We start from the raw sequence: 24094 nt of genomic DNA on the forward strand, positions 1-24094 counted from the left end.
AAAGGAAAGCGTCATGACATCGATATCCGGCTCGTCATCGGGCTATTCGGGTTACGCGTCCGTCCAGGGCGCCTACGGCAATCGCCCGCCACCACCCAAGCCGCCAGATTTCTCCAAGGTGGATTCGGATGGCGATGGCAATGTCAGCAAGGCCGAGCTGCAGGAGATGCTGTCCAGCATCACGGCAGCAGAATCAGGTAGCGGGGCACAGACGGATGCGGTTTTCAGCAAGCTGGACACCGACGGAGATGGCAGCATCTCCAAAAGCGAGTTCACAGCGGCATCCCCCAAACCGCCAGACCAGGACATGTCTGGCTCGCTGGGCGCCATGGGCATGTCGACCCAGGCCTTTGCCGGCATGATGGCGCCGCCACCTCCGCCGCCGCCTTCGCTGAGCGATCTCGACAGTGACGACGATGGCAGCATCAGTGCAACCGAGTTCGGACTGAGCAGCACATCGACAGACTCAACGGACTCGACCAGCAGCACATCCAGCACGGATACCGACACCAGCACGGATGAAGCGCAACTGCAGGAGCTGTTCAATCAGATTGACACGGATGGCGACGGCAGCCTGAGCAGTGACGAGGTGTCGGACTTCGAGTCCGCCATGCAGGCCGCACATGGCCCGCAGGGCATGCCGCCCCCGCCGCCTCCACCCGAGGATGACGACACATCGACGTCAGACACGCTGCAGCAACTGCTGAGCGCGCTCACCAGCAGCGACGACAGCTCGACCAGCAGCGACTCCACCGACTTCGAGTCCAAGATGAAGGACGTGCTGGCCCAACTGCAAAGCTACGCCAGCCAGCAGTACCAGACGGTATCGACCACTGTGACCAGCAGCGTCACCAGCACGGTGAGCCTGCTGGCCTGATGGCTCAGCCGAGCTGATAAGACACCGAGGCAGGCCGGCCTGGCAAACTCAGGCTGGCCACATTCGGCGCTGTCTGCGCGATCACCTGACCCGCACGGATGACGTACAGGCGCGCAGCCCGCAAACGCAGGGCTTCAACCGGATCACGGGCCTGCAACACCACCAGGTCGGCCTTGCAGCCCACCTCCGTGCCATAGCCGTCCAGCCCCAGGATGCCCGCGGGGGTGCTGGTCACGGCATCGAAGCATTGCCGCATGGCCAGCTGGCTGGTCATTTGCCCCACGTGCAGCCCCATGTGGGCCACTTCCAGCATGTCGCCCGACCCCAGGCTGTACCAGGGGTCCATCACGCAGTCGTGCCCAAAGGCCACAGGTATGCCCATGGCAAGCATCTCCGGCACGCGGGTCATGCCGCGTCGCTTGGGATAGGTGTCGTGGCGCCCTTGCAGCGTGATGTTGATCAGGGGGTTGGCAATGGCCGCCACCCCGGCTTCCTTCATCAAGGGCAGCAGCTTGCTGACGTAGTAGTTGTCCATGCTGTGCATGGACGTCAGGTGGGAACCCGCCACCCGGCCCTGCAAGCCCAGACGCTGCGCTTGATAGGACAGTGTCTCGATATGCCGCGACAGCGGGTCATCGGACTCGTCGCAGTGCATGTCCACCCGCAATCCGCGCTCGGCAGCCAGTTCGCACAGCAAGCGAACCGACTCGGCACCATCGGCCATGGTGCGTTCGAAGTGGGGAATGCCCCCCACCACGTCGACCCCCATGTCGAGTGCCCTGACCAGTTGCGCCATGGCACCCCGGCTGCGCAAGACACCGTCTTGCGGAAAAGCCACCAGTTGCAGATCCAGATAGGGCTTCACACGCTCGCGCACATGCAGCAAAGCCTCTACCGCCAGCAGGCGCGGATCACACACATCCACATGTGAGCGAATGGCCAGCAAGCCCTTGCCCACGGCCCAGTCGCAATAAGCCAGCGCCCGTTCGACGATGGCGTCCTGGGTCAACTGAGGTTTGAGTTCACCCCAGAGCGCGATGCCTTCCAGCAAGGTGCCCGACTGGTTCACGCGAGGCAGCCCGTAGCTGAGCGTGGAGTCCATGTGGAAATGGGCATCGACGAATGGCGCTGTCACAAGTTGCCCCGTGACATCCACCTCCGCGGCAGCCGTCGCGGCCAATCCCGCCTCGACCGCCACGATGCGGCCATGTTGAATACCGATGTCTACGCCAGTTCGACCATCAGTCAAATTGGCGCGACGCAGGATGAGGTCCAGCACAGGCAGCCTCCAGGCAAACAGGAATCAGACCGTACCGAAGATGCGGTCACCCGCGTCGCCCAGGCCCGGCACGATGTAGCCATGCTCATTGAGGTGGCTGTCGAGCGAGGCGGTCACGATGGGCACATCGGGGTGGTGCTTGAGCATGTTGGCCACGCCCTCGGGGGCCGCCAGCAGGCACAGCAACTTGATGCTGGGGCAACCGGTCGCCTTGACGCGGTCAATGGCGGCCACCGCCGAGTTGCCGGTCGCCAGCATCGGGTCAACCATGATGACCTGACGCTCGGCAATGTCGCTCGGCACCTTGAAGTAATACTCGACCGGCTCCAGCGTTTCGTGATCACGGTAGAGACCAATGTGCCCGACACGCGCCAGAGGCAGCAGCGACAGGATGCCGTCGAGCATGCCATTGCCGGCACGCAGGATCGACACCAGACACAGCTTCTTGCCACTGATGATGGGCGACTGCATCTCGGTGATGGGCGTCTGGATGGTCTGCAACTCGGTCGGCAGATCACGGGTCGCCTCATAGGCCAGCATCTGGGCCACTTCACGCAGCAGGTTGCGGAAGCTGTCGGTATTGGTCTGGGCCTCGCGCAGCCAGGTCAGCTTGTGCTGAACCAGCGGGTGCTTGATGACGGTGAGATTGGGGAATTCGGCTTCGCGGGACATCTTGTCCTTCTTCTCGCAATATGGAAACAATCAAAGGGGAAAAAAAGCGGCCCCGTCACTGTCGATCTGTACCGGCGGCGAACCCGCGGGACGCTTGGCGAGTGCAATTTTGCACCCGGCAGCCCAGGTTCCCGCCTCCATCAGCCGACCAACTGGAAAACTTTCAACAGTCAACCCCAGTTCGCCGCGTACGGATTCCGCAAGGTGGTCGAGGATCGCCACGCTCAATGCGCGCCACTCGACCACCGCCTCCGCATCCAGCGTCCAGCGCTGGGTATGAAACGCCCTGTCTCGGGCTTGAAGGATACCCAGATCGAGCAACAAGCCCCCATTGCGCAAATCCGGCAAGCCGGTCAGCACATCCAGGTCCGTCACCGTGAGCCCAGCGGTCTGCAAGGGCTCGATCAAGGAGTACGCCAGCCATTGCGCCTGCTGATGAAACGCAACCCAGCCACCGGGCGCCGCCTCATGGCGCCAGCAATCACCCAGGTTCACGCCATTCAACTCGTTAGGGCCATGCCAGACCTCGCCGAATGCGTGCAACAGCATGGACAGCAGTGAGGCTGCCTTGATGCGCCCCGTCGGTGCCAGGCGGAACAAGGTGTCGACCAGATGACCAGGACGCAGGATCCCTGGCGCTTCGGGCAGGCTGAAAAGCTGAGCATGCTGCTCCAGAGCCAGCCCCAATTGATGCAGGGCAGACACCCGCATGGCGATGCCAGGCAGAGGGTTGTTCGGCCCAACCTGGAAGGCCAGATTCATGGAGGCGCCATCGACCATGGCCAAACCTTGGGCATCGACCTGAACCGGATGGGTCGACAGACTGGAAAAGGCCCCCGCCCCCATCCACCGCAACACAGCCACGGCCATGCCCGGCGGCTGAGGCAGGTGTTGTCCGGACGAGGTGTCCGAGTAATGCCAAAGCGGCGCCTGCCCGCCCGCCATCAACGCAGCCACCACCGCAAAATCAATCTGGGCACGGGCATGCTCAAGTCGCGTGGTCTCAGGAGACAAGCCATGTTCGGCCGCCAGTTGGTTCCATCGATTCTGATCGCCGGACGCCACATGACGCCAGATGCTGTAGAGCGGCACCAGCCCGTCCGGATAGCGCTCTTTCATCAGGGCCACCACATAGGCGGTGGCCACCGCCATGCGCTCCGGATGCCAGGTGAAATGGCGCGATTCGTTGGCCTGAGCCCGCGCCATCACCGCGGACGCACTGCTTCTGATGGCCTGAGCCGACAGCCACTCTTCTGGCGGGCGCACCAACACCGACTCAGGACTGTTGCCAGCCTGAGATGGTGGTGAAGCGGATATATCCAGGGGTGTCACACCTTGCTCCCGACATTTTTTATGGGTTGGGCCGGTACTGCTATTTGCTTGCCTGATGCTTAGCGAGTTGCGTGCCAGGCCCCCTCGGGAATGCACCCATGCGCCACAAGCATCCGAAGCGGCCCTATCATTCGGGCTCCAACGGACATTCATCTGCGAGACGCATGCCACCCATCCCGCCCATCACCAAGGCCCTTATCCTCGCCAACGTGGCACTGTTCTGTCTGGACGAGGTACTCGGCAATGTGCTGTCCTACTGGATGGCGTTATGGCCAATCCAGTCCGGGCATTTCATGCCATGGCAGGTGCTGACCTACGCTTTCATGCACGGCGGCGTCGGGCACCTGTTCTTCAACATGCTCGGTCTGTGGATGTTCGGCAGCGAACTGGAGCGCATCTGGGGGCAGAACCGCTACCTGCAATTCCTGGGTGCCAGTGTGCTGACAGCCGCCCTGACCCAGCTGATCATGTCGGCCATTGGGGGCTGGTACAACCCGACGGTTGGGGCCTCGGGTGGCCTGTATGGCCTGTTGCTGGCCTTCGGGATGATGTTCCCGAACCGCATGATCATGCCGCTGTTCCCGCCCATCCCCATGAAGGCCAAGATCTTTGTCGCCATTTTCGGCGGACTGGAATTGCTGCTTGGCGTGACCGGATCCAGCCAGGGCGTGGCTCACTTCGCCCACCTGGGGGGCATGCTCGGTGGCTGGCTCATGCTGCGCTACTGGCGTGGGCAACCGCCCTTCCCGCCACGTCGACGCAACAACCAGGCGCCCTGGCGCCGCTTCTGAGCCAGCCTCAGGCTCTGGCCCTGGTGGACGACAACACGATGCCGCCCACGATCAAGGCCAGGGCGCACGGGTGATACCAGCTGGGGGTCTGTCCCAGCAACAGGACTGACAACAGCCCGGCAAAAACGGGGGTCAGGTTGCTGAAAAATGCAGCGACCGTCGGCCCCACGGCCTGCACACCACGCCCCCAACTGCGGTAGGCCCAGATCGAAGGGCCGACGGCCACGAACAGCAGCCCCACCGCCAAACGCAACCATTCGGGCCAGTCTTGCCAGACACTGGCACCTGTCAGCACAGGCGCCGCGCCTGGAACCGACGGCAAGAACGCGTACTCCGCCACGCTGCAAAGCGCTCCCCACACGGTACCAAACAGCACCTGCAGCCAGAGGAATTCGGCCCAGCTCCAGTCAGGACGGGCCTCACCCTGCATGTGGGCCGGCGGGCGTACGAGCAGCCAGCTGTAAAACGCCCAGCACAACGCGGCCAGCAGCATGAGCAGGTCACCCGGCACCCAGCGCACATGCACCAGCGTCTGCCAGCGCCCTTGTGCAATCACCAGCACCACGCCGGCTATGCACAGCAAAGCGCCCGACAGCTGCCGCCGTGTCACATGTTGGCCGAAGCACAAGGCGCCCACCGCCATCATCCAGACAGGCACGCTGGAGCCAATCAGGGTCACATTCAGTGGGGTGGAGGTCTTGAGGGCCAGGTATTGCAGCGCGTTGTAGCTGCCCACACCCAGGGCGCCAATCAGCGCCAGATAGGGCCAGCGGGCCCGAATCAAGGGCCACTGCGTGCGCAAACGCCAAGCCAGTGGCGCCAGCATGAGGCCCACGATCACCCAACGCACCGCGTTCATCGCCACGGGGGGCATGAGCCCCACCATCATGCGGCCGACCACGGCGTTGCCTGCCCACATCAGGGGCGGGACGATCAGAAAACCAACAGTTTTGAGGTCAAGACGGTGCACGGCTCGCCCCGCCCGGGTTCACCCCCGGCGGACTCGACGAAGCTCGTCCACGATGAGCAGGATGGCACCGATGGTGATACCGCAATCTGCCACATTGAATGCCGGGAAATGGCCGCCAGGAAACAGCGGCGCCCACCAGGCAAAGTGAACATCAAGGAAATCAACCACGTAGCCGTGGATGACACGGTCGATGACGTTGCCAATGGCGCCACCAAGGATGAGACTCAGGGCCAGCGCAAACAGTTTCTGACGCCCATGTTGGCGCAGCATATAGACCATGGCGGCCGTGGCCACCACCCCCAGCCCGACGAAGAACCAGCGCTGCCAGCCCCCCGCATGCGCCAGGAAGGAGAACGCTGCCCCAGTGTTGTGCGCGCGCACGATATTGAAGAACCCGGTCACCTCTCGGCTCTCGCCCAGCTGGAACCAGCCAACGATGAGGGTTTTCGTGAACTGATCGAGCAGGATGACGATGAATGCCACAGCCAGCCAGGACCACCAGGGTGTCCCGGCTGCGGCACCCGAGCCAGCAGGCGATTTCTTGCGTGGGGTGGCCATCAGGCTGCCGTCCGGGTTTCGCCGGCGCCATGCAGGTTGCTGTCGCACCGTCCGCACAGCGTCGGGTGCTCTGGGTTGACGCCCACGTCATCTCGGTAGTGCCAGCACCGCTCGCACTTGACTGCGGTAGACGGCGTCACGGTGACAGCCAAGGCTTCACCCGACTGCAACACCACCTTGGAGACGATGAAGACGAACTTCAGATCATCACCCAGGCTGGCCAGCAAGGCGTGGTCCGCAGGCGAAGCCGTGAGCGTGATCTCGGCCTGCAGCGAAGCACCCACCTTGCCTTCCGTGCGCACGGCTTCGATGTCCTTGTTCACCAGCTCGCGGATTTCGCGGATGCGTGCCCACTTGGCCAGCAACTCGGCCTGCTGCTCTGCGCCCTCAAAATCCCAGTAGGTTTCGGTGAAGATGGTTTCGCCGCCGTTGAACACTTTCCAGGCTTCCTCGGCGGTGAAGCTGAGGAAGGGGGCCATCCAGCGCAGCATGGCATTCGTGATGTGCCACAACGCGGTTTGGGCCGCGCGGCGGGCCGGGCTCTTGGCAGCGCTCGTATAGAGTCGGTCCTTGAGCACGTCCAGGTAGAAGGCGCCCAGGTCTTCCGAGCAATACACCTGTAACTTGGACACCACCGGGTGGAACTCGTAGCGCTCGTAGTGCGACAGGATGTCAGCCTGCAGCTGGCCGGCACGGGCCAGCGCATAGCGGTCGATTTCCAGCAGCTCGCTCAACGGCACGGCATCGGTCTTCGGGTCAAAGTCAGACGTGTTGGCCAGCAGGAAGCGCAGCGTGTTGCGGATGCGGCGATAGCCATCGACCACGCGGGCCAGGATCTTGTCGTCAATGCCCAGGTCACCCGAGTAATCGGTCGATGCCGCCCACAGACGGATGATTTCGGCACCCATCTTGTTGCTGATTTCCTGCGGGGCGACCACATTGCCAACCGACTTGGACATCTTGCGGCCCTGACCATCCACCGTGAAACCGTGGGTCAGCAGGCCCTTGTAGGGCGCGCGACCGTAGATGGCGCACGCGGCCAGCAACGAACTGTGGAACCAGCCGCGGTGCTGGTCATGCCCTTCCAGATAAAGGTCGGCTTCGTGCAGTTCGTCGTGACCTGCATCCGGGTGGCTACCTTGCTGTGGGTTGAGCACATGGAAAAATGAGGTGCCCGAGTCGAACCAGACATCCAGGATATCGGTGGACTTGCTGTACTCGGCAGCCTCAGCGCCCAACCACTCAGCCGGATCGAGTTTGGACCAGGATTCCACACCACCGGCTTCCACCAGGTCAGCGGCCTTGTCCATGAAAGCCATGGTTTGCGGATGCAACTCGCCCGTCACCTTGTGCAGGAAGAATGGCAGCGGCACACCCCAGTTGCGCTGACGGCTGATGCACCAGTCAGGGCGGTTGGCGATCATGTCACGCAGGCGGGCACGGCCGTTCTCAGGGTAGAAGGTGGTCTGGTCGATGGCATCGAGCGCCGTCTGACGCAAGGTCTTCTCAGCCTTGTTGACGGTGAAGACGCCGTCGCCTTCGTCCATGCGCACGAACCACTGGGCGGCGGCGCGGAAGATCACGGGCGTCTTATGACGCCAGCAGTGCGGGTAGCTGTGGACGATGTCCTTGGTGGACAGCAGACGACCGTGCTCGCGCAGGGTATCCAGCACCACCGGAGCGGCCTTCCAGATGTGCTGGCCACCGAACAGCGGCAGGTCGGCTTCGTAGACGCCGTTGCCTTGCACGGGGTTGAGGATGTCGTCGAACTTCAAACCGTGGGCAATGCAGGAATTGAAGTCATCCACACCATAGGCGGGCGCGGCATGCACGATGCCTGTGCCGTCTTCGGCGCTCACGTAATCAGCCAGGTAAACCGGGGCAACGCGGTTGTAGCCCTCGTGCACATGGGCCAGCGGGTGCTTGAAGGTCAGGCCCTCCAGCTTGGCGCCGGTGGTCGTGGCCAGCACCCGGCAATCCTCGGGGGCAAAGCCATAGCGTTCGCACGCCTTGCCCGCCAGCGTTTCCGCCAGCACCAGCAAGCCCTTGGGCGTGTCGACTAGGGCGTAGCTCAGCTCGGGGTGCATGTTGAGCGCCTGGTTGGCCGGGATGGTCCACGCGGTGGTGGTCCAGATCACGGCAAACGCGTCCTTGCTCAGGCTGCTCAGGCCAAAGGCAGCAGCCAGCTTGGCAGGCTCGGCGCTCAGGAAGGCGACATCCAGGGTCTGAGACTTCTTGTCGGCGTATTCAATTTCGAATTCGGCCAGCGAAGAACCACAGTCAAAGCACCAGTAGACCGGCTTCAGGCCACGGTAGACATAGCCGCGCTCCATGATCTTCTTGAGCGCGCGGATTTCATTGGCTTCGTTGCCAAAGTTCATCGTCAGGTAGGGGTGAGCCCAGTCACCCAGCACGCCCAGACGCTTGAAGTCGGTGCGCTGCCCATCCACCTGCTCGGCCGCATAGGCACGCGCCTTGGCCTGCACGTCGTCGCGACTGAGGTTGCGTCCGAAGGTCTTTTCGATCTGGTTTTCGATCGGCAAACCGTGGCAGTCCCAACCCGGCACATAGATGGCGTCCAGTCCCTTGAGCTGACGCGCCTTGACGATCATGTCCTTCAGGATCTTGTTGACAGCATGGCCGATGTGGATGTTGCCATTGGCATAGGGCGGGCCATCGTGCAGCACAAACTTGGGGGCGCCCTGGCGGGCAGCACGCAACTTGCCGTAGAGGCCCTTTTCTTCCCACTCCTTGACCCAGGCCGGCTCACGCTTGGGCAGATCGCCCCGCATCGGGAACGGGGTATCGGGCATGTTCAGGGTAGCGCGGTACTTGCCGTCGTTGTTGGCAGACTTGTCTTGACTCATGGACGTTCTCGGCAAAGGAAAGACCGCTGCCCACCAGGGCATCGATACGGGTCTTTCCGGAATCAGGTCAGCCGCATGCTCCAGCAAGGATGAACGCGGCCAGGCTCGGCATCACGGACGGTGAGCGTCAAATTCGATCGCGGGTGGTCTGACGACGCTGCGCCTGGAAAAAGGACTTTGCGTCAGCAATGTCCTTGTGAATGGCCGCTTGCAACGCGTCCAGCCCGTCATAACGGGCTTCGTCGCGAAGTTTGTGCAGCAATTCCACACGCACGATTTTACCGTAGCCCCCTTCGGGACCCAGATTCTGAGGCCAATCGAAGCAATGGACCTCCAGCAGCACGCGCCCGGCATCTTCCACGGTAGGCCGCACACCCAGGCTGGCCACCCCTTCCAGCGGCTCGTCTGCCAGCCCGTGGGTACGGACCACGAAGATGCCCTTGGCTGCGGGGCGCTCGTGTCCGAAACGGACATTCAGCGTGCGGCAATCCAGGCTGCGGCCCAGTTTCTGGCCATGGACCACGTGGCCACTGATGGTGTAAGGGCGTCCCAGCATGGTCGCCACACGAGACATGTCGCCGGCAACCAGTGCATCACGCACGACGGACGAGGACACCCGCACGCCGTGTACCTCGTAGCTCATCATCCGGGCGACATCAAAACCGCACCGATTCCCGGCCGTATCCAGCAGGTTGTAATCACCGGCTCGGCGCGCGCCAAAACGGAAATCATCCCCCACCAGCACATAGCGGGCATGCAGGCCATTGACCAGCACCTTGTCGATGAAGGCCTCCGGACTGAGCGTGGCGAGCCGCTCGTCAAAGGGCACCACCACCACCTGATCCACCCCACAGCGCTCCAGCTCCATCAGCTTGTCACGCGTGGTGGCAATCCGGGTAGGCGCCAGATCGGCCTTGCCAGTCACCCTGGCGAAATAGTCACGCGGGTGGGGCTCAAAGGTCAGAACGGTGCTGGGCAGGCCCCGGTGCTGGGCTTCACTGCGCAACAAGGCGAGCATGGCCTGGTGCCCGCGGTGCACGCCATCGAAGTTACCGATGGTGAGGGCACAGGCGGGCGCGAGCGCTGCGTGATGAAAACCGCGAAAGACTTGCATAGGGCGGACATTATCCGATCACTTTGCGTGCTTCTATCCAACCAAGCAACGCATCCCCAGGCATCGGGCGGGAATACAGGAAACCCTGCAGCTCGTCGCAGCGGGCCGATCGCAGGGCTTCCGCCTCTTCTTCCGTCTCGACCCCTTCTGCCACCACACTCAGGTCCAGGGTGTGACCCAGACCAATGATGGCCTGCGTGATGGCCCGGTGGGTGGGGTCATGCAGCATGTCGTGCACAAAGGACCGGTCGATCTTGAGTTTGTCCAAGGGGAAACGGTTGAGGTAATTCAGACTCGAATAGCCTGTCCCGAAGTCATCAACCGACAAGCCGACACCGAGGGCGCGGATGCTGTGCATGGTGCGCAGATTGGCTTCAGCCCCATCCATGAGGGCAGATTCCGTGAGCTCCAGCTCCAGCACATGGGGCGGGATGTGATGCCGGGCCAGGCTTTCGGCCAACGTCTGCACCAGACCGGGGTCACGCAATTGGTAGGCAGACAGGTTCACCGACATGGTCAGCGAAGTCAGCCCCTGGGCGCGCCACTGCGCCAACTGGCGACAAGCCTCTTCAATCACCCAGGCGCCCAACTCGATGATCAACCCGATTTCTTCTGCTAGCGGAATGAAGGTCAAGGGTGAAATGGCCCCCATCTCGGGATGATGCCAGCGCAACAGGGCCTCCACCCCCAGGATGTCGCCGGAACGGGCGTCCACACGCGGCTGGTAGTGCAGCATCAGCTGACCGGCCTCCAGCGCACGCCCCAGCGCCATTTCCAGTTGCAGGCGCTTCTGGATGCGCTCGGTCATTTCCGCCGAGAAGAACTTCGCCATGTTGCGGCCATTGGACTTGGCCTGGTACATGGCCGTGTCCGCGTGGCGCATCAGCGTATCCAGGTCATCCGCATCATCCGGGTACAGCGCAATGCCAACGCTGCACGACACATCCAGCTCGGCACCTTCAACCGCATGAGGCTGGCGGATCAGCGGAATCAGGCGTCGCTCGACAATCGAAGACACCTCCTCGCTGTCCTCAACGCCATTGAGCACCACGACGAATTCGTCACCCCCCTGCCGACTGACGGTATCGCCCGCCCGCACCGCTTCTGTCAGGCGCTTGGCCACCGAGCGCAACAGGCCATCGCCAATGTGGTGCCCCAGTGAGTCGTTGATCTGTTTGAAACGGTCGAGGTCAATGAACAGCACCGCCACCCTTTGACGGGTACGCTCAGCCTGCTGCATGGCCATGCGCAGCCGCTCGACACACAAGGATCGGTTGGGCAACTCGGTCAGCACATCGTGATGCGCCAGGAACTCGATGCGCGCCTCGCTCTTCTTGCGATCACTGATGTCGATCGAGGTGAAGATGTAGTGCGACACGCTGCCCTGCGCCTCACGGACCGGGCTGACCATGAGCCATGCGGGATACTCGGAACCATTGCGCCGGCGAACACACAACTCGCCCTGCCAGGTGCCCTTGTAGACCGCCGAACGCCACACCTTGTCGAAAAAGGTGTCCACCTCGCCGTCCGGGGCCTTGAGCACAAACTCGGGACGCTCGCCCACCACGTCATGCAGGTCATAGCCCGTGGCGCGGAAGAATGCCTGGTTGGCACTGAGGATGCAGCGCTGCGCATCGACAATCAGGATGCCTTCGGTCGATGACTCGAACACCTTGGCCCACAGCTCCAGCCGCCGCTCCATCAGCTTCAGGTGGTTGATGGGCGTGAAGGCCGTCAACACGGCATCGTGGCCCTGGTACTCGAAGCGCCGGGCGGACAACACGGCCCAGGTGGGTTCGGTGCCGGCCTTCCACTGCACCTCGAACTCGTCGACCGCCCCCCGGTCAGCCAGATGCTGGAAAAACCGCCCGCGCACGGCCGAATCCATCCCGACCGCCCAAGGGTCTTTGGTACGGCCGTTGAGCCACTGCTGAGCAGGCGGGTTGGCGTGCAGCACCTCGTGCCCGGGCACGGCCGTTACCACGATGGGAATGGGCGTCGACTCCAGAAAGGCTCGCTGGGCATCCGCCGCACGGGCGCTGGCAACCAGTTCCTGCTTGACCACGCGCTCGCGATCCAACTGCGCCAGCATGTCATTGAACCCATCAACCAGTCGCCCGATCTCGTCCTGGCTGCGCCAGTCCCCCCGCAGGCTGTAGTCCCCTGTCTTGCGAACGGTATCAGCCACATCAAGCAGGCGGCGCAGCGGGACACGGATATTCTGTGCCACCACATACACGATGGTCAGGATGGTCAACAGCAGGGTCAATGCGGTACCCAGGTGCAGCCACATGCGGGTGTACAGCCCGTCTATGCGCAACAGCAGCATCCGATGCAACTGCCCTACACCCACGCCCCAGGACTGGTCCAGCGCCTCGACCAGATCTCGGCGGGCCATCGCCACCCGGGAGACCGCTGCGGGCGTCACGCCGAGGTCAATCAGCTCCCGGGCTGCGCGCCGAAACGCCTCAACCTGCTGCTGCAGGCGCAGTTGAGATGGCTCCAGCGCCTGCTTCAATACCGGAGAAGGTGCCGCCGCCACGGCTTCTGCGTAATCCGAGGCAATGCCACGCACCATGGCGTCCAGTTGCCCTTCCAGCACCAGATACTGGGTTCTCAGATCACTGACCTCGCTGGGCTGACTCAGGTGAACACCGATTCGGTGAATCACATTCAGCAACTCCGGGTAGCGCAGGACCACCAGCGACATCGTGTAGTAGCTGTCGAGGTCCGGATCCAGGATGAGGTTCGACTGGTTGCCGACCCGCGTCAACAGCGCCCCGCCTCGATCCAGCGCCTGATCCACTTCGCTCAGGCGCGGGGCCGCTGGCTTCATCTGACTCAGGGACTGCAGCAACGCCCGATTGACGTCGGCGCTATGCATCTCATCGCCGTAGGCCTGCTCAGCCTGGGTCAACTGCTGTGCATGCGCCGCCCACGGCTCACTCGGGCGCCCTTCACCCGCCCCAGACCGGGCCAGATCCAGCAAAGTGTCCTTCACGCTGGCCACATAGGCCACCCCTTGCACTTCCTTCTTGGCGAAGTCAATGGCGATGAACTTCTCGTTGATCAGGATGCTGGTGATGTAAATCACCGCACTGAGATCAAGCAGGTAGATCAGCAGCAGCTTGTTGCCCACCGTGAGGCGAGCCAAAAAACGGGAAAAAAGGTTGAACATCATGACCCCGGATCGGTGGATATCGTCATGCAAGGGCCATGCCGAAACCGGGACCAAACCCGCCATTTGTACACAAAAATGCAGGTTTTCATGATGCTCGCACTCTCAGGGCAGGACCAGCGCCGGCTCGTCCAGCCAGCGCCACTGCCCGACAGCCAGATCATCGGGCAGCGTCAGACGCCCGATGGCGCTGCGGTGCAAGGCCTCGACGCGGTTGCCAACCGCTGCGACCATGCGCTTGACCTGGTGGTACTTGCCTTGGGTCAGGGTCAAGCGCAAGTGATGCGCCGACACCATGTCAGCCGACTCGGCCTTCACTGGTTGAGGGTCATCATCCAGCACGACACCGGCCAGCAGCGCCGATTGCTGGCGCACATCCAAGGGATGCTTGACCGTCACCTCGTAGACCTTGGGTACATGATGCTTGGGTGACGTGAGCTTGTGGAGCAAGGGACCATCATCGGTCAGCAGCAGCAAACCGGTGGTGTCCTGATCCAAACGGCCCACAGGCTGCAGGCCACGACGACGCAATGGCACCGGCAAGAGGTTGTGCACCCCGGGCCAAGCCCCGGGCTTGAGAGAACACTCGTAGCCGGCCGGCTTGTGCAGCATGACCAACGCCACGTCATGGCAGATCCAATTCAGGCCATCCACGTCAAGGGGCAGGCCATCAGACATGAAATCGGCATCGGGATCATCAACCACCTCACCTCGAACCTGTACCAGGCCGTGCACGATCAGCCCCTCACATTCGCGGCGGGTGCCAAAACCCTGTTGAAACAGGATCTGAGAGAGCGCTTCTGTGCGCGGAGATTTTGTGTTCTTCTTGCTCATGACGAACGGGCCATTGTTGGCAGGGCAGGATACGCCAATCGGCGAGTACGCCAGGGCAGTTTCAAAAACGTCGACTCATGGTCAGGGTTCCGTTGTCTTGCTTCATCTGAAAGCGTGACAAGAAACTGTTACCCAGCAGAATGAAGGGCATGGATTGAGGTAACACCATGGCCTCCACGTTGTAGACCTCTACATCCTGAATGCGCAAGGACGAGAGTGTCACCGCATATGCAGTCACCAGTCCATTGGCGGTTCCACCGCGCAACCGCTTGCCGCTCTGATATTGCAATCCGATCCGATTGGCCTCATCTGCCCCCATGGCCACGTACGTGGCCCCGGTATCAACCATGAACTGCACCGACCGGCCATTGATATTGCCACTCGCAACATAATGCCCTCCCGGCCCCGCTGATAGAACGATCTGCGTTCCACCTCGGGCTCCGCCGCCGACGCTGACTGGTGAGCCACCCAACACGATGGTTTCCTTGCGGCCCTGCACCTCAATCACGGCCTGATCACCAGATACCGAGATGACCTTGACACCCTTGTGTATTTCGCCGGCCCCAACAGCCTTGGGCGCGGCGCCGTCAACCACGAGCAAGGCCTTGCTGCCCATGCTGCCGGTCATGGCCACACTCTGCGCCCAGACGGGAAATGCCGACAGTGCCAGCCACGACAGCCCCACCATGGCGACCTGGCCCACCGTTTTGTATGTACGGGTCATGAAGCCTCCCTTTGTATTGTTCTTTCAGCCGGTCAATCGCGGAAGTTGTCAAACGACAAAGGCACGTCGTCCACTTCCTTGCGCAGCAGGGCCATGGCGGCCTGCAGGTCATCGCGCTTGTTGCCTTGCACGCGCACCTCGTCACCCTGGATGCTGGCATTGACCTTCATCTTGCTGTCCTTGATGAGCTTGGTGATCTTCTTGGCCAGGTCCGACTCGATACCGGCTTTCACGGTGATCACCTGCTTGACCTTGTCGCCACCGATCTTCTCGACCTTGCCCACATCCATGAAGCGGATATCGACCTTCTGCTTGGTGAGCTTGCCAAAAAGCACCTCACGCACCTGATCGATCTGGAAATCGCTGTCAGCGAAGACAATGACTTCCTTTTCTTTTTTCTTGAACTCGACTGCTGCGCTGGTCCCCTTGAAATCGAAGCGGGTACCGATCTCCTTCATGGAGGTGTCCACCGCATTGCCAACTGATTCCAGGTTGGGATCAAGCTTCACGTCAAAACTGGGCATGCATAACTCCTTTGTGTCTGAGAAAATTCTGCCATGCACTCAGCCCTTCTGATCGAACGAGGCATCAGCCTCAAACCCTATAACACCTTTGGTCTGCCCGCCATGGCGCAGACCATGGTGCGCATTGGCTCGGAAGCCGACGTGCGCCGCGTCGTGGACCACCCCGAACTGGGGCGTGCGCCCAAATTCGTTCTGGGCGGCGGCAGCAACCTCGTCATCACCCAGGATGTCGAGCGTTGTGTGCTGAAAATGGAGATCAAGGGCTGCCGTCTGCTCGAAACCCGCGATGACGCCTGGATTGTCGAGGTCGGCGCCGGTGAGCGTTGGCACGACACCGTGGCCTGGTGCATCGAGCACGGCCTGCCGGGCCTTGAGAACATGGCGTTGATCCCCGGCACGGTCGGTGCGGCCCCCGTGCAGAACATCGGCGCCTACGGGCTGGAGCTGAAAGACCGCTTCGAATCCCTTGACGCGGTCGACCTGACCACCGGTCGCACGGTGACACTGGACGCGACGGTATGTCGCTTTGGCTATCGCGACAGCATCTTCAAGCACGAACTCGCCGGGAAAAGCGTCATCACCAAGGTCCGCCTGCGCCTGCCACGCCCCTGGCAGCCCATGCTGGGCTATCTGGAGCTCGAGCGCAAGATGACTGAAACCGGCATCACGGCGCCCGACGCCCGGCAGGTATTCGACTGGATCTGTGCGGTGCGCCGCGCCAAGCTACCGGACCCCGCCGTGATTGGCAACGCCGGCAGCTTCTTCAAGAACCCGGTCGTCACGGCAGAACAATGCCGCGACATCATTGGCCGCGACCCGGAGATCGTGCACTACCCCATGCCCGATGGCACCTTCAAGCTCGCCGCCGGATGGCTCATCGATGCCTGTGGCTGGAAGGGCAAGACCATTGGCCACGCAGGCGTCTATGACAAGCAGGCGCTGGTGCTGGTCAACCGGGGCGACGCCATCGGGGCCGAGGTGCTGACACTCGCTCGCGCCATTCAGGAAAGCGTCTACGGACGCTTCGGCATCCGTCTGGAGCCCGAGCCCGTGGTCTTGTGACAGGCCCGCACTGACGAGGCCCGTCAGCCGCGCACCAGGCGCTTGATGCCCCGCCAGCTCAACAGGCTGTCCGGCATGCGACGCTCGGCCAGCACATCGGCCATCAAGCCCACAAGGCGCGGGCTTCTCTGGGCTCGCCAGATGACCAGGTCAATCATCCAGGGCCAGCGGTTGAACTGCATGGCTTTGCGATAAAGGCGATAACGGGGCTGCAGGGCCTCCAGACGAAGCCTGTGGCTGGCCATCACGGCCGCATCGTCCTGGGCTGCATCGTGGCCCGACACCTGTTGAGTCGAGGTGATCGCCCGCGCTGCAGCGATGCCTGTTTCAAGCGCCTTGCCAATGCCCTCACCCGTGAAAGCGTAGGTGGAGCCGACCGCCTCACCGGCCAGCAACAGGCCAGGGCGGCTCCACACTGCGCCGTCCAGGTCACATCGCAAAGGGGCGCCCTTGAGGTCGCCCTCCCATGTGCCACGCTGCTTCAATTCCCGCGCGATCGGATGGACCTCGCAGAATCGATCAAACAACGCGCGCAGGTTGATGTCGGGATGCCGGGTCTGCAAGCTGTCGACGCCCACACCCACGTTGTAGCGCCCCTGCCCCATGGGGAAGATCCAGCCGTACCCGGGGCTCAACGCGGGGTGCCAGACAAAGCGCAGGTCGGTGTCAGCCAGGTCCAGGCCTTCACACTGCACATAGCCACGGATGACCATGGCACTGGGTACACGCCGCTCGCACAAGCCACTCAGCACCAAGGGGGCGGCAGCAGCACCTGTGGCCAGCACCACCCAGTCGGCATGGATCACCTGTTCGACTGCCCCCTGACGCAGGCGCGCGCCCACGACACGACCATCTGAAGGACGACACTCCAGGCCGACCAGACGCCATGGCATGGCAGTCAGGGCACCGGCTTCACGGGCCCCTTCCATCAAGATCATGTCCAACTCGCGCCGGCGCAAAACCCCGAGCTGCCCGGGAATGCGCAAGGTCCCGCCATGGGGACCCTGACAATGAGCGTGGGTGGCGTGGCTCATCCGAGCCATCACCCGATCCTGCAAGCCCAACGCGGACAGCGCCGCAAAGGTGTCGGGAATCAGGCAGTCGCCGCAGGTCTTGTCGCGGGGAAAGGGCTGCGCGTCAACCAGCAGCACCTCGCGCCCCGCCTGGGCCAAAGTCCGGGCACAGGCACTGCCCGCCGGACCAGCCCCCACCACCAGCACGGCACAGTGTGCCGGCAGCAAATCAGCCAAAGTGGCAGATGTAGTGATAGGGCTCGCCTTCGACCTTGATCTCGAACGACGAGTTACCCGGCACGTTGAAGCTTTCGCCTGGGCCGTAGGTGGTCCATTCGGACGAGCCAGCCAGCTTGATGGTGGCCTTGCCAGCGACGGTTTCCATGATTTCAGGTGCGCCGGTGTTGAAGGTCAGCGAGGCGGGCAGGATCACGCCCACCGACTTGCGAACGCCATCGGCCAGGGTCACGACGTGCGAAACGCATTTGCCATCGAAATAGACATTGGCCTGGGTGCTCACGCTGCCGGCCAGAGAGGTGGTGGTCATATTCAATACTCCAGACATGACAAGGCCGATGCTTGCACATCGGCCCGTGGATACAGGTGGCTTACTTGGCAGCCTTCTTGGCCACCGGTGCCGTGCGAGCAGCCGGCTTGACAACCGGTTTGGCAGCGGGCTTGGCGGCTGGTTTAGCCGCTGGTTTGGCAGCCGGCTTCTTGGCCGAAGCAACCTTGGCAGCAGCTGCGCGCTGGGCCTTCACATTGGCACCAATGCGCAGACGCAGGGCATTCAGTTTGATGAAGCCCGCTGCATCCGCCTGGTTGTAGGCGCCGCCGTCGTCATCGAAGGTGGAGATCTTCATGTCGAACAGGCTGTCGGTCTTCGACTCGCGGCCCACGCACATGATGGTGCCCTTGTACAGCTTGAGCTTGACTGTGCCGTTGACGGTCGCTTGCGAAGCGTCGATCAGGCCTTGCAGCAGCTCACGTTCGGGGCTGAACCAGTAGCCGTTGTAGACCAGACGGGCGTAACGCGGCATCAGGTCGTCCTTCAGGGACAGCACTTCACGGTCCAGGGTGATGGACTCGATGGCGCGGTGACCCGACATCAGGATGGTGCCGCCCGGGGTTTCGTAGCAGCCGCGGCTCTTCATGCCGACATAACGGTTTTCAACCTTGTCCAGACGGCCGATGCCGTGCTTGCCGCCCAGCTCGTTCAGCTTGGTCAGCACCTGGGCAGGCGACATCTTCACGCCGTTGATGGCCACCACATCGCCCTTGGCGTAGGTCAGCTCGATCACTTCGGGCTTGTTCGGTGCCTTTTCAGGCGACACGGTCAGGCGCCACATATTGGCTTCGGGCTCGAAGCTCGGGTCTTCCAGCACGCCACCTTCGTAGCTGATGTGCAGCAGGTTGGCATCCATGGAATACGGTGCACCGCCCTTGCGCTTCTTGAAGTCGACAGGAATGCCGTGCTTGTCAGCGTAGGCCAGCAGCTTTTCGCGGCTCAGCAGATCCCACTCGCGCCACGGTGCAATCACCTTGACGCCAGGCATCAGGGCGTAGGCGCCCAGCTCGAAACGAACCTGGTCATTGCCCTTGCCGGTGGCGCCGTGCGAGATGGCGTCGGCCTTGGTCTTCTTGGCGATATCGATCAGACGCTTGGCAATCAGCGGACGCGCGATCGAGGTGCCCAGCAGGTATTCACCTTCGTACAGGGCGTTGGCACGGAACATCGGGAACACGAAGTCGCGCACGAACTCTTCACGCAGGTCTTCGATGAAGATGTTCTCGGGCTTGATGCCCATCTTCAGCGCCTTGGCACGTGCGGGCTCGATCTCTTCACCCTGGCCGATGTCGGCGGTGAAGGTGACGACTTCGCACTTGTACTCGTCTTGCAGCCACTTCAGGATGATGGAGGTATCCAGACCACCGGAGTAGGCCAGCACGACCTTCTTGATCTTCTGGGCCTTGTCGGCAACGGGTGCGGGAGCAGCGGCCACAGCGGTGGTGGCGGCAGCCTTCACGGGCTTGGCAGCCGGCTTGGTAGCGGGCTTCGCAGGCTTGGCGGGCTTGGCAGTCTTGGACATGATGTGTTGATCGGGTCAATAAAGACGAAACCTCGATTTTAGGCGCGTGTCAAGGCACCCGGTTAACTGAAATTTACGTCGAGGCGTGAGATTGCTGTCGACCAACGCTGATCTGACCGCGTTAATAGCCTGCAGCCCACCTGTTTGGGGCTGTTCTGGAGACCTGACATGACCCGTTTCACCACCCTGGCCTGCGTGCCCGCCGTGCTGGCGCTCACTGCTACCTTGCTGGCTACCCCAGCCCAGGCTGCTCCACGCCATGGCGATGAAGCCTGGTCCAACGGACCGGATCAGAACTACAGCTACCGTGATGACCGTCCCGCGTCGGCTCCGCAGCGCGATTGCTATGTGGGGCGAGGCCAGGCCCGCACTTCCGGTGCCGGTGCGCTGGTAGGCGCCTTGGTGGGCGGCTTCATCGGCAATGCGATTGGGCACGGCACGGCCGGCCAGGTGCTGACCACGGGCGTCGGCATCCTGGGCGGGGCCATGATCGGCAACAGCATCGAGGGCAGCCGTCGCGATGGTCGCGTCAACTGCGACAACGTCGATTACCGCGAGCCCCGCAACCAGCATGATCGCGATGAGTGGCGCGGTGATGAGGACCGCTCCGCCAGCCGGCATCGCCACCCCGATTGGGAATAAGCCTCAGGCACACCGGGCGAGGGCTCAGCCCTCGCCGTACACCACCTGCGGACGCCCCTCCGGCGTCAATTGCCGGAACAGCGCCATGGCGTCATCACTGGGGAAGATCTGCGCTGCTTCACCCAGCTCCAGTTCGGCCCGCACGGCCAGGTCCGGCGTCTGACGCTCCACCACCACACGCACGGGCAGGCCCTGCAAGGTGTCGGGCAAATCAGGTTGAGGCGCTGCAACGCGACGCGCTGGGTGGGCGCGCAAGACCTCGTCGATCGGCAGCTTCAGGCCTGGCGCCATCACCCGGACGAAACGGGCATAACGACAGCGGGCTTCGGCCAGCCCCATGACCTGCTGCACATTGAGACGCAGACCACCAGAGAAGCGATCAATCTGCACCTTGCCCTGGATGATGACCAGTTCATCATCCTTGAGCAGGTCCTTGTTCGCATCCAGCGTGTCCTGGTTGGCCACGGCCTCGATGGTTTCACTCTTGTCGTCGAGCTTGAAGATCGCCACGCGACCGCGGGTGCCATTGATGATGCGCAGATCGCTGATGATGCCGGTGACCAGTTGCGGGTCACGGCTGTCCTTCAGGTCGGCAATGCGCTGGCGACAGAAGCGGCGTACTTCTGACTCGGCCTCGTCAAACAGGTGCCCGGTCAGGTAAAAACCAATCGCGGTCTTCTCCAGACTCAGGCGTTCCTTGAGCGACCATGGCTCGGTCGGCACCAGGTCAGGCTCGTTGGTGGAAGCCGCGTGGCTGTCACCGAAATCGAACAGCCCGCCCTGGTCGGCATTGGCTGCCAGGGTATCGGCGTACTCGAAGGCCAGAGACACCGAGGCCAGCAGGCCGGAGCGGTGCGGCTCCAGCGCGTCGAAAGCCCCGGCCTTGATCAAGGCTTCCACCACCCGCTTGTTGACCAGCTTGCGGTCCACGCGCGAGCAGAAGTCGAAGAAGCTCTTGAAGGGGCCATTCTCTTCACGCTCGCGCACGATGGCTTCAATGGCCCCCTGCCCTGTGCCCTTGACGGCACCAAGCGCATAGCAGATGGTTTTGTCACCCGTGGGGATGAAGCGCCACTGGCCCTGGTTCACGTCCGGCGGGGTGAAGGTGATGCCGAAGTTGGCCACAGCATCGTCGTGGAAGATCTTCAGCTTGTCGGTGTCATCGCTGGCAATCGTCATGTTGCCTGCGAAGAATTCGGACGTGTAATGATGCTTCAGCCAGGCGGTGTGATACGCCAGCAAGGCATACGCGGCCGCGTGCGACTTGTTGAAGCCGTAGCCCGCGAACTTCTCCATCAAGTCGAAGATTTCGTTGGCCAGTTCGGTGCTGATGCCATTCTTGGCTGCACCTTCCGCGAACAAGCCGCGGTGGTGCTGCATCTCCTCGACCTTCTTCTTGCCCATCGCGCGGCGCAGCAAGTCGGCGCCGCCGAGCGAGTAACCGCCCAGTCGCTGCGCCACCTGCATCACCTGCTCCTGGTACACCATGATCCCGTAGGTTTCGGCGAGCACGGCTTCCATCAGCGGATGGGGATAGGTCACTTCCTCCCGTCCGTGCTTACGGGCACAGAAGGACGGGATCAGGTCCATGGGGCCCGGACGGTAGAGCGCCACCAGGGCAATGATGTCCTCGAAGACGCTGGGCTTGGCGTCGCGCAGCATGCCCTGCATCCCGCGGGATTCCAGCTGGAACACGGCCACGGTCTTGCCTTCAGACAACAAGCGGTACGTGGGTGCATCGTCCAGCGGGATCTTGGCAAAGTCAAAGTCCTTCTGGTCCGGGTGGCGGGCCATGATGAACTCTTTGGCCGTCTCTAGAATGGTCAGCGTGGCCAGGCCCAGGAAGTCGAACTTCACCAGGCCGATGGCTTCGACGTCGTCCTTGTCGTACTGGCTCACGGCCGAGTCGCTGCCGGGCTGCTGGTAGAGCGGGCAGAAGTCGGTGATCTTGCCCGGTGCGATCAGCACCCCCCCGGCGTGCATGCCGATGTTGCGCACCAGTCCTTCGACGTTCTCGGCCAACTCCAGCAGCGAGGCCACTTCTTCTTCGGCCTTTTCTCGTTCGTTGATCTCGGGCGCCTCGTGACGTGCGTAGATCACCTTGGCCTTGGCCGGATCGAAATCAGGCGGCAGTTTGGCCAGGGTCACCGTCTTGCCCGGGGGCGCCGGAATCAGCTTGGCGATGCTGTCCACATGGCCATAGCCCATGCCCAGCACGCGCCCCACGTCACGCAGAGCAGCCTTGGCCGCCATGGTGCCGAAGGTGGCGATCTGCGACACAGCGTCGCGGCCATAGCGCTCCTTCACGTAGTCAATGACGCGATCGCGGTTGCCCTGGCAAAAGTCGATGTCGAAGTCAGGCATCGACACCCGTTCAGGGTTCAGAAAACGCTCGAACAGCAGGTTGTATTTGAGCGGATCCAGGTCGGTGATCTTGAGCGCATAGGCCACCAGCGAACCAGCACCCGAGCCCCGGCCCGGCCCCACCGGGCAGCCGTTGTCCTTGGCCCAGTTGATGAAGTCCTGCACGATGAGGAAGTAGCCCGGGAACCCCATCTTCAGGATGGTGTTGATCTCGAACTCCAGCCGCTCGACGTAATGCGGGCGTTGGGCGATGCGCTCGGCCTCGTCGGGAAACAGGTGCACCAGGCGCTCGTCCAGCCCTTTGTAAGACAGCTCCCGGAAGAACTCGTCCATGGGTTGGGGCTCACCATTGGGCATGATGGGCGTGGGGAACTGCGGCAACTGGGGCTTGCCCAGCACCAGGGTCAGCGAGCAGCGTCGCGCAATGGCCAGGGTGTTGGCAATGGCCGAAGGCAGATCGGCAAACAGGGCCTCCATCTGTTCGGAGGTCTTGAAGTACTGCTCTTTGGTGAAATGCTTGATACGGCGCGGGTTGCCCAGCGTCTCGCCCTCCGCAATGCAGACACGGGCTTCGTGGGCCTCGAAGTCCTCAGGGGTCTGGAACTGGATGGGGTGGGTGGCCACCACCGGCAACCCCAGCCTGGCGGCCAGCGGCACCACGCCGCGGATATGTGCTTCGTTGGTGGCTTGTCCGGCCCGCTGCACCTCGATATAGAAACGGCCGGGGAACAGCTCAGCGAGCTTGCGCGCCTGCGCTTCGGCCTTGGGCACGTCACCCATCAGCACCGCCTGCCCGACCGGGCCCATGTCGGCACCAGACAGACAGATCAGCCCGGCATTTTTCTCTGCCAGCGACTTCCAGTAGACCCACGCGTGGGTACGGTTACCGGGTGCTGTCCAGGCTTCAGCCAGCAACTCGCTCAGATGCAGGTAGCCCTGGCGGTTCTGAATGATGAGCAGCAAGCGCTGCGGGGCACGCCCCTCGTCTTCCGGCTCCAGCCAGACATCGGCGCCGATGATGGGCTGGACCCCCTTCTTGCGCGCCGCTGAATACAGCTTCAGCGCCCCGAACAGGTTGCTGAGGTCTGAAATGCCGACGGCGGGCTGGCCGTCTTGCTGCGCCGCACTGACCAGGTCGTCAATGCGGACGGTTCCGTCTACGACGGAGTATTCGGTGTGGGCGCGAAGGTGAACGAAAGGCAT

General features: G+C 62.5%; 19 protein-coding genes. 4 read left to right on the forward strand and 15 right to left on the reverse strand.

Annotation, left to right across the window (positions count from 1 at the left end):
* Positions 1-13 precede the first annotated feature (13 nt).
* Positions 14-877 carry an EF-hand domain-containing protein gene (locus tag ACE3PH_RS03730; RefSeq protein WP_374316654.1) on the forward strand — a complete coding sequence of 288 codons (864 nt, stop codon included), beginning with the start codon at positions 14-16 and terminating at the stop codon, positions 875-877.
* Positions 878-881: 4 nt separating this feature from the next.
* On the opposite strand, the gene ACE3PH_RS03735 is transcribed toward ACE3PH_RS03730, so the two are convergent.
* Genes ACE3PH_RS03735 through ACE3PH_RS03745 form a run of 3 tightly spaced genes read right to left on the reverse strand, consistent with a single transcriptional unit; the run spans position 882 to position 4160 of the window.
* On the reverse strand, positions 882-2156 hold the full coding sequence (locus ACE3PH_RS03735) for an amidohydrolase family protein (protein WP_374316655.1): 1275 nt from the start codon (positions 2154-2156) through the stop codon (positions 882-884).
* 24 nt (positions 2157-2180) lie between these two features.
* The gene (upp, locus tag ACE3PH_RS03740; RefSeq protein WP_374316656.1) at positions 2181-2828 is read right to left on the reverse strand and encodes a uracil phosphoribosyltransferase; all 648 of its coding nucleotides are present in this window, start codon (positions 2826-2828) and stop codon (positions 2181-2183) included.
* 30 nt (positions 2829-2858) lie between these two features.
* Positions 2859-4160: a DUF1688 family protein gene (locus ACE3PH_RS03745; RefSeq protein WP_374316657.1), complete on the reverse strand. Its 1302-nt coding sequence runs from the start codon at positions 4158-4160 to the stop codon at positions 2859-2861.
* A gap of 164 nt (positions 4161-4324) precedes the next feature.
* Between ACE3PH_RS03745 and ACE3PH_RS03750 the strand changes: the two genes are divergently transcribed.
* Positions 4325-4951, forward strand: a complete 627-nt coding sequence (locus ACE3PH_RS03750; RefSeq protein ID WP_374316658.1) for a rhomboid family intramembrane serine protease — start codon at positions 4325-4327, stop codon at positions 4949-4951.
* Positions 4952-4958: 7 nt separating this feature from the next.
* Here the strand turns inward: ACE3PH_RS03750 and ACE3PH_RS03755 are convergent, their stop codons facing one another.
* From ACE3PH_RS03755 to ACE3PH_RS03790, 8 genes are all read right to left on the reverse strand, one after another.
* Entirely contained in the window at positions 4959-5921 is a 963-nt protein-coding gene (locus tag ACE3PH_RS03755; RefSeq protein WP_374316659.1) for a DMT family transporter, read from the reverse strand.
* 18 nt (positions 5922-5939) lie between these two features.
* A complete protein-coding gene (gene lspA, locus ACE3PH_RS03760; protein WP_374316660.1) occupies positions 5940-6479 on the reverse strand; it encodes a signal peptidase II in 540 nt (179 codons plus the stop codon).
* A complete protein-coding gene (gene ileS, locus ACE3PH_RS03765; RefSeq protein WP_374316661.1) occupies positions 6479-9346 on the reverse strand; it encodes an isoleucine--tRNA ligase in 2868 nt (955 codons plus the stop codon). Before ileS ends, lspA begins: the two co-directional genes overlap by 1 nt.
* 127 nt (positions 9347-9473) lie before the next feature.
* A complete protein-coding gene (locus tag ACE3PH_RS03770; RefSeq protein WP_374316662.1) occupies positions 9474-10460 on the reverse strand; it encodes a bifunctional riboflavin kinase/FAD synthetase in 987 nt (328 codons plus the stop codon).
* A gap of 10 nt (positions 10461-10470) precedes the next feature.
* Positions 10471-13641: an EAL domain-containing protein gene (locus tag ACE3PH_RS03775; protein WP_374316663.1), complete on the reverse strand. Its 3171-nt coding sequence runs from the start codon at positions 13639-13641 to the stop codon at positions 10471-10473.
* Between the two features lie 102 nt (positions 13642-13743).
* A complete protein-coding gene (locus tag ACE3PH_RS03780) occupies positions 13744-14472 on the reverse strand; it encodes a pseudouridine synthase (RefSeq protein WP_374316664.1) in 729 nt (242 codons plus the stop codon).
* Positions 14473-14533: 61 nt separating this feature from the next.
* Complete coding sequence (locus ACE3PH_RS03785) at positions 14534-15196, reverse strand: TIGR02281 family clan AA aspartic protease (protein WP_374316665.1); 663 nt, start codon at positions 15194-15196, stop codon at positions 14534-14536.
* Positions 15197-15228: 32 nt separating this feature from the next.
* A complete protein-coding gene (locus tag ACE3PH_RS03790) occupies positions 15229-15720 on the reverse strand; it encodes a YajQ family cyclic di-GMP-binding protein (RefSeq protein ID WP_374316666.1) in 492 nt (163 codons plus the stop codon).
* 33 nt (positions 15721-15753) lie between these two features.
* Between ACE3PH_RS03790 and murB the strand changes: the two genes are divergently transcribed.
* A complete protein-coding gene (gene murB, locus ACE3PH_RS03795; protein ID WP_374316667.1) occupies positions 15754-16782 on the forward strand; it encodes a UDP-N-acetylmuramate dehydrogenase in 1029 nt (342 codons plus the stop codon).
* A 23-nt stretch (positions 16783-16805) separates the two neighbouring features.
* Here the strand turns inward: murB and ACE3PH_RS03800 are convergent, their stop codons facing one another.
* The 3 genes from ACE3PH_RS03800 to ACE3PH_RS03810 all read right to left on the reverse strand — a co-directional run bounded on the left by ACE3PH_RS03800 (position 16806) and on the right by ACE3PH_RS03810 (position 19885).
* Positions 16806-18032 (reverse strand): NAD(P)/FAD-dependent oxidoreductase, encoded by a 1227-nt coding sequence (locus tag ACE3PH_RS03800; RefSeq protein WP_374316668.1) that lies wholly within the window; start codon positions 18030-18032, stop codon positions 16806-16808.
* Positions 18025-18342 (reverse strand): pyrimidine/purine nucleoside phosphorylase, encoded by a 318-nt coding sequence (locus ACE3PH_RS03805; RefSeq protein ID WP_374316669.1) that lies wholly within the window; start codon positions 18340-18342, stop codon positions 18025-18027. The genes ACE3PH_RS03800 and ACE3PH_RS03805 overlap by 8 nt, the downstream gene beginning before the upstream one ends.
* Before the next feature lie 61 nt (positions 18343-18403).
* Positions 18404-19885: an argininosuccinate synthase gene (locus ACE3PH_RS03810; RefSeq protein ID WP_374316670.1), complete on the reverse strand. Its 1482-nt coding sequence runs from the start codon at positions 19883-19885 to the stop codon at positions 18404-18406.
* Positions 19886-20053: 168 nt separating this feature from the next.
* Between ACE3PH_RS03810 and ACE3PH_RS03815 the strand changes: the two genes are divergently transcribed.
* Positions 20054-20527 carry a glycine zipper 2TM domain-containing protein gene (locus ACE3PH_RS03815; protein ID WP_374316671.1) on the forward strand — a complete coding sequence of 158 codons (474 nt, stop codon included), beginning with the start codon at positions 20054-20056 and terminating at the stop codon, positions 20525-20527.
* 24 nt (positions 20528-20551) lie between these two features.
* Here the strand turns inward: ACE3PH_RS03815 and dnaE are convergent, their stop codons facing one another.
* On the reverse strand, positions 20552-24094 hold the full coding sequence (dnaE, locus tag ACE3PH_RS03820) for a DNA polymerase III subunit alpha (RefSeq protein WP_374316672.1): 3543 nt from the start codon (positions 24092-24094) through the stop codon (positions 20552-20554).

The organism is Aquabacterium sp., assembly GCF_041909175.1.
GTDB lineage: Bacteria > Pseudomonadota > Gammaproteobacteria > Burkholderiales > Burkholderiaceae_C > Aquabacterium.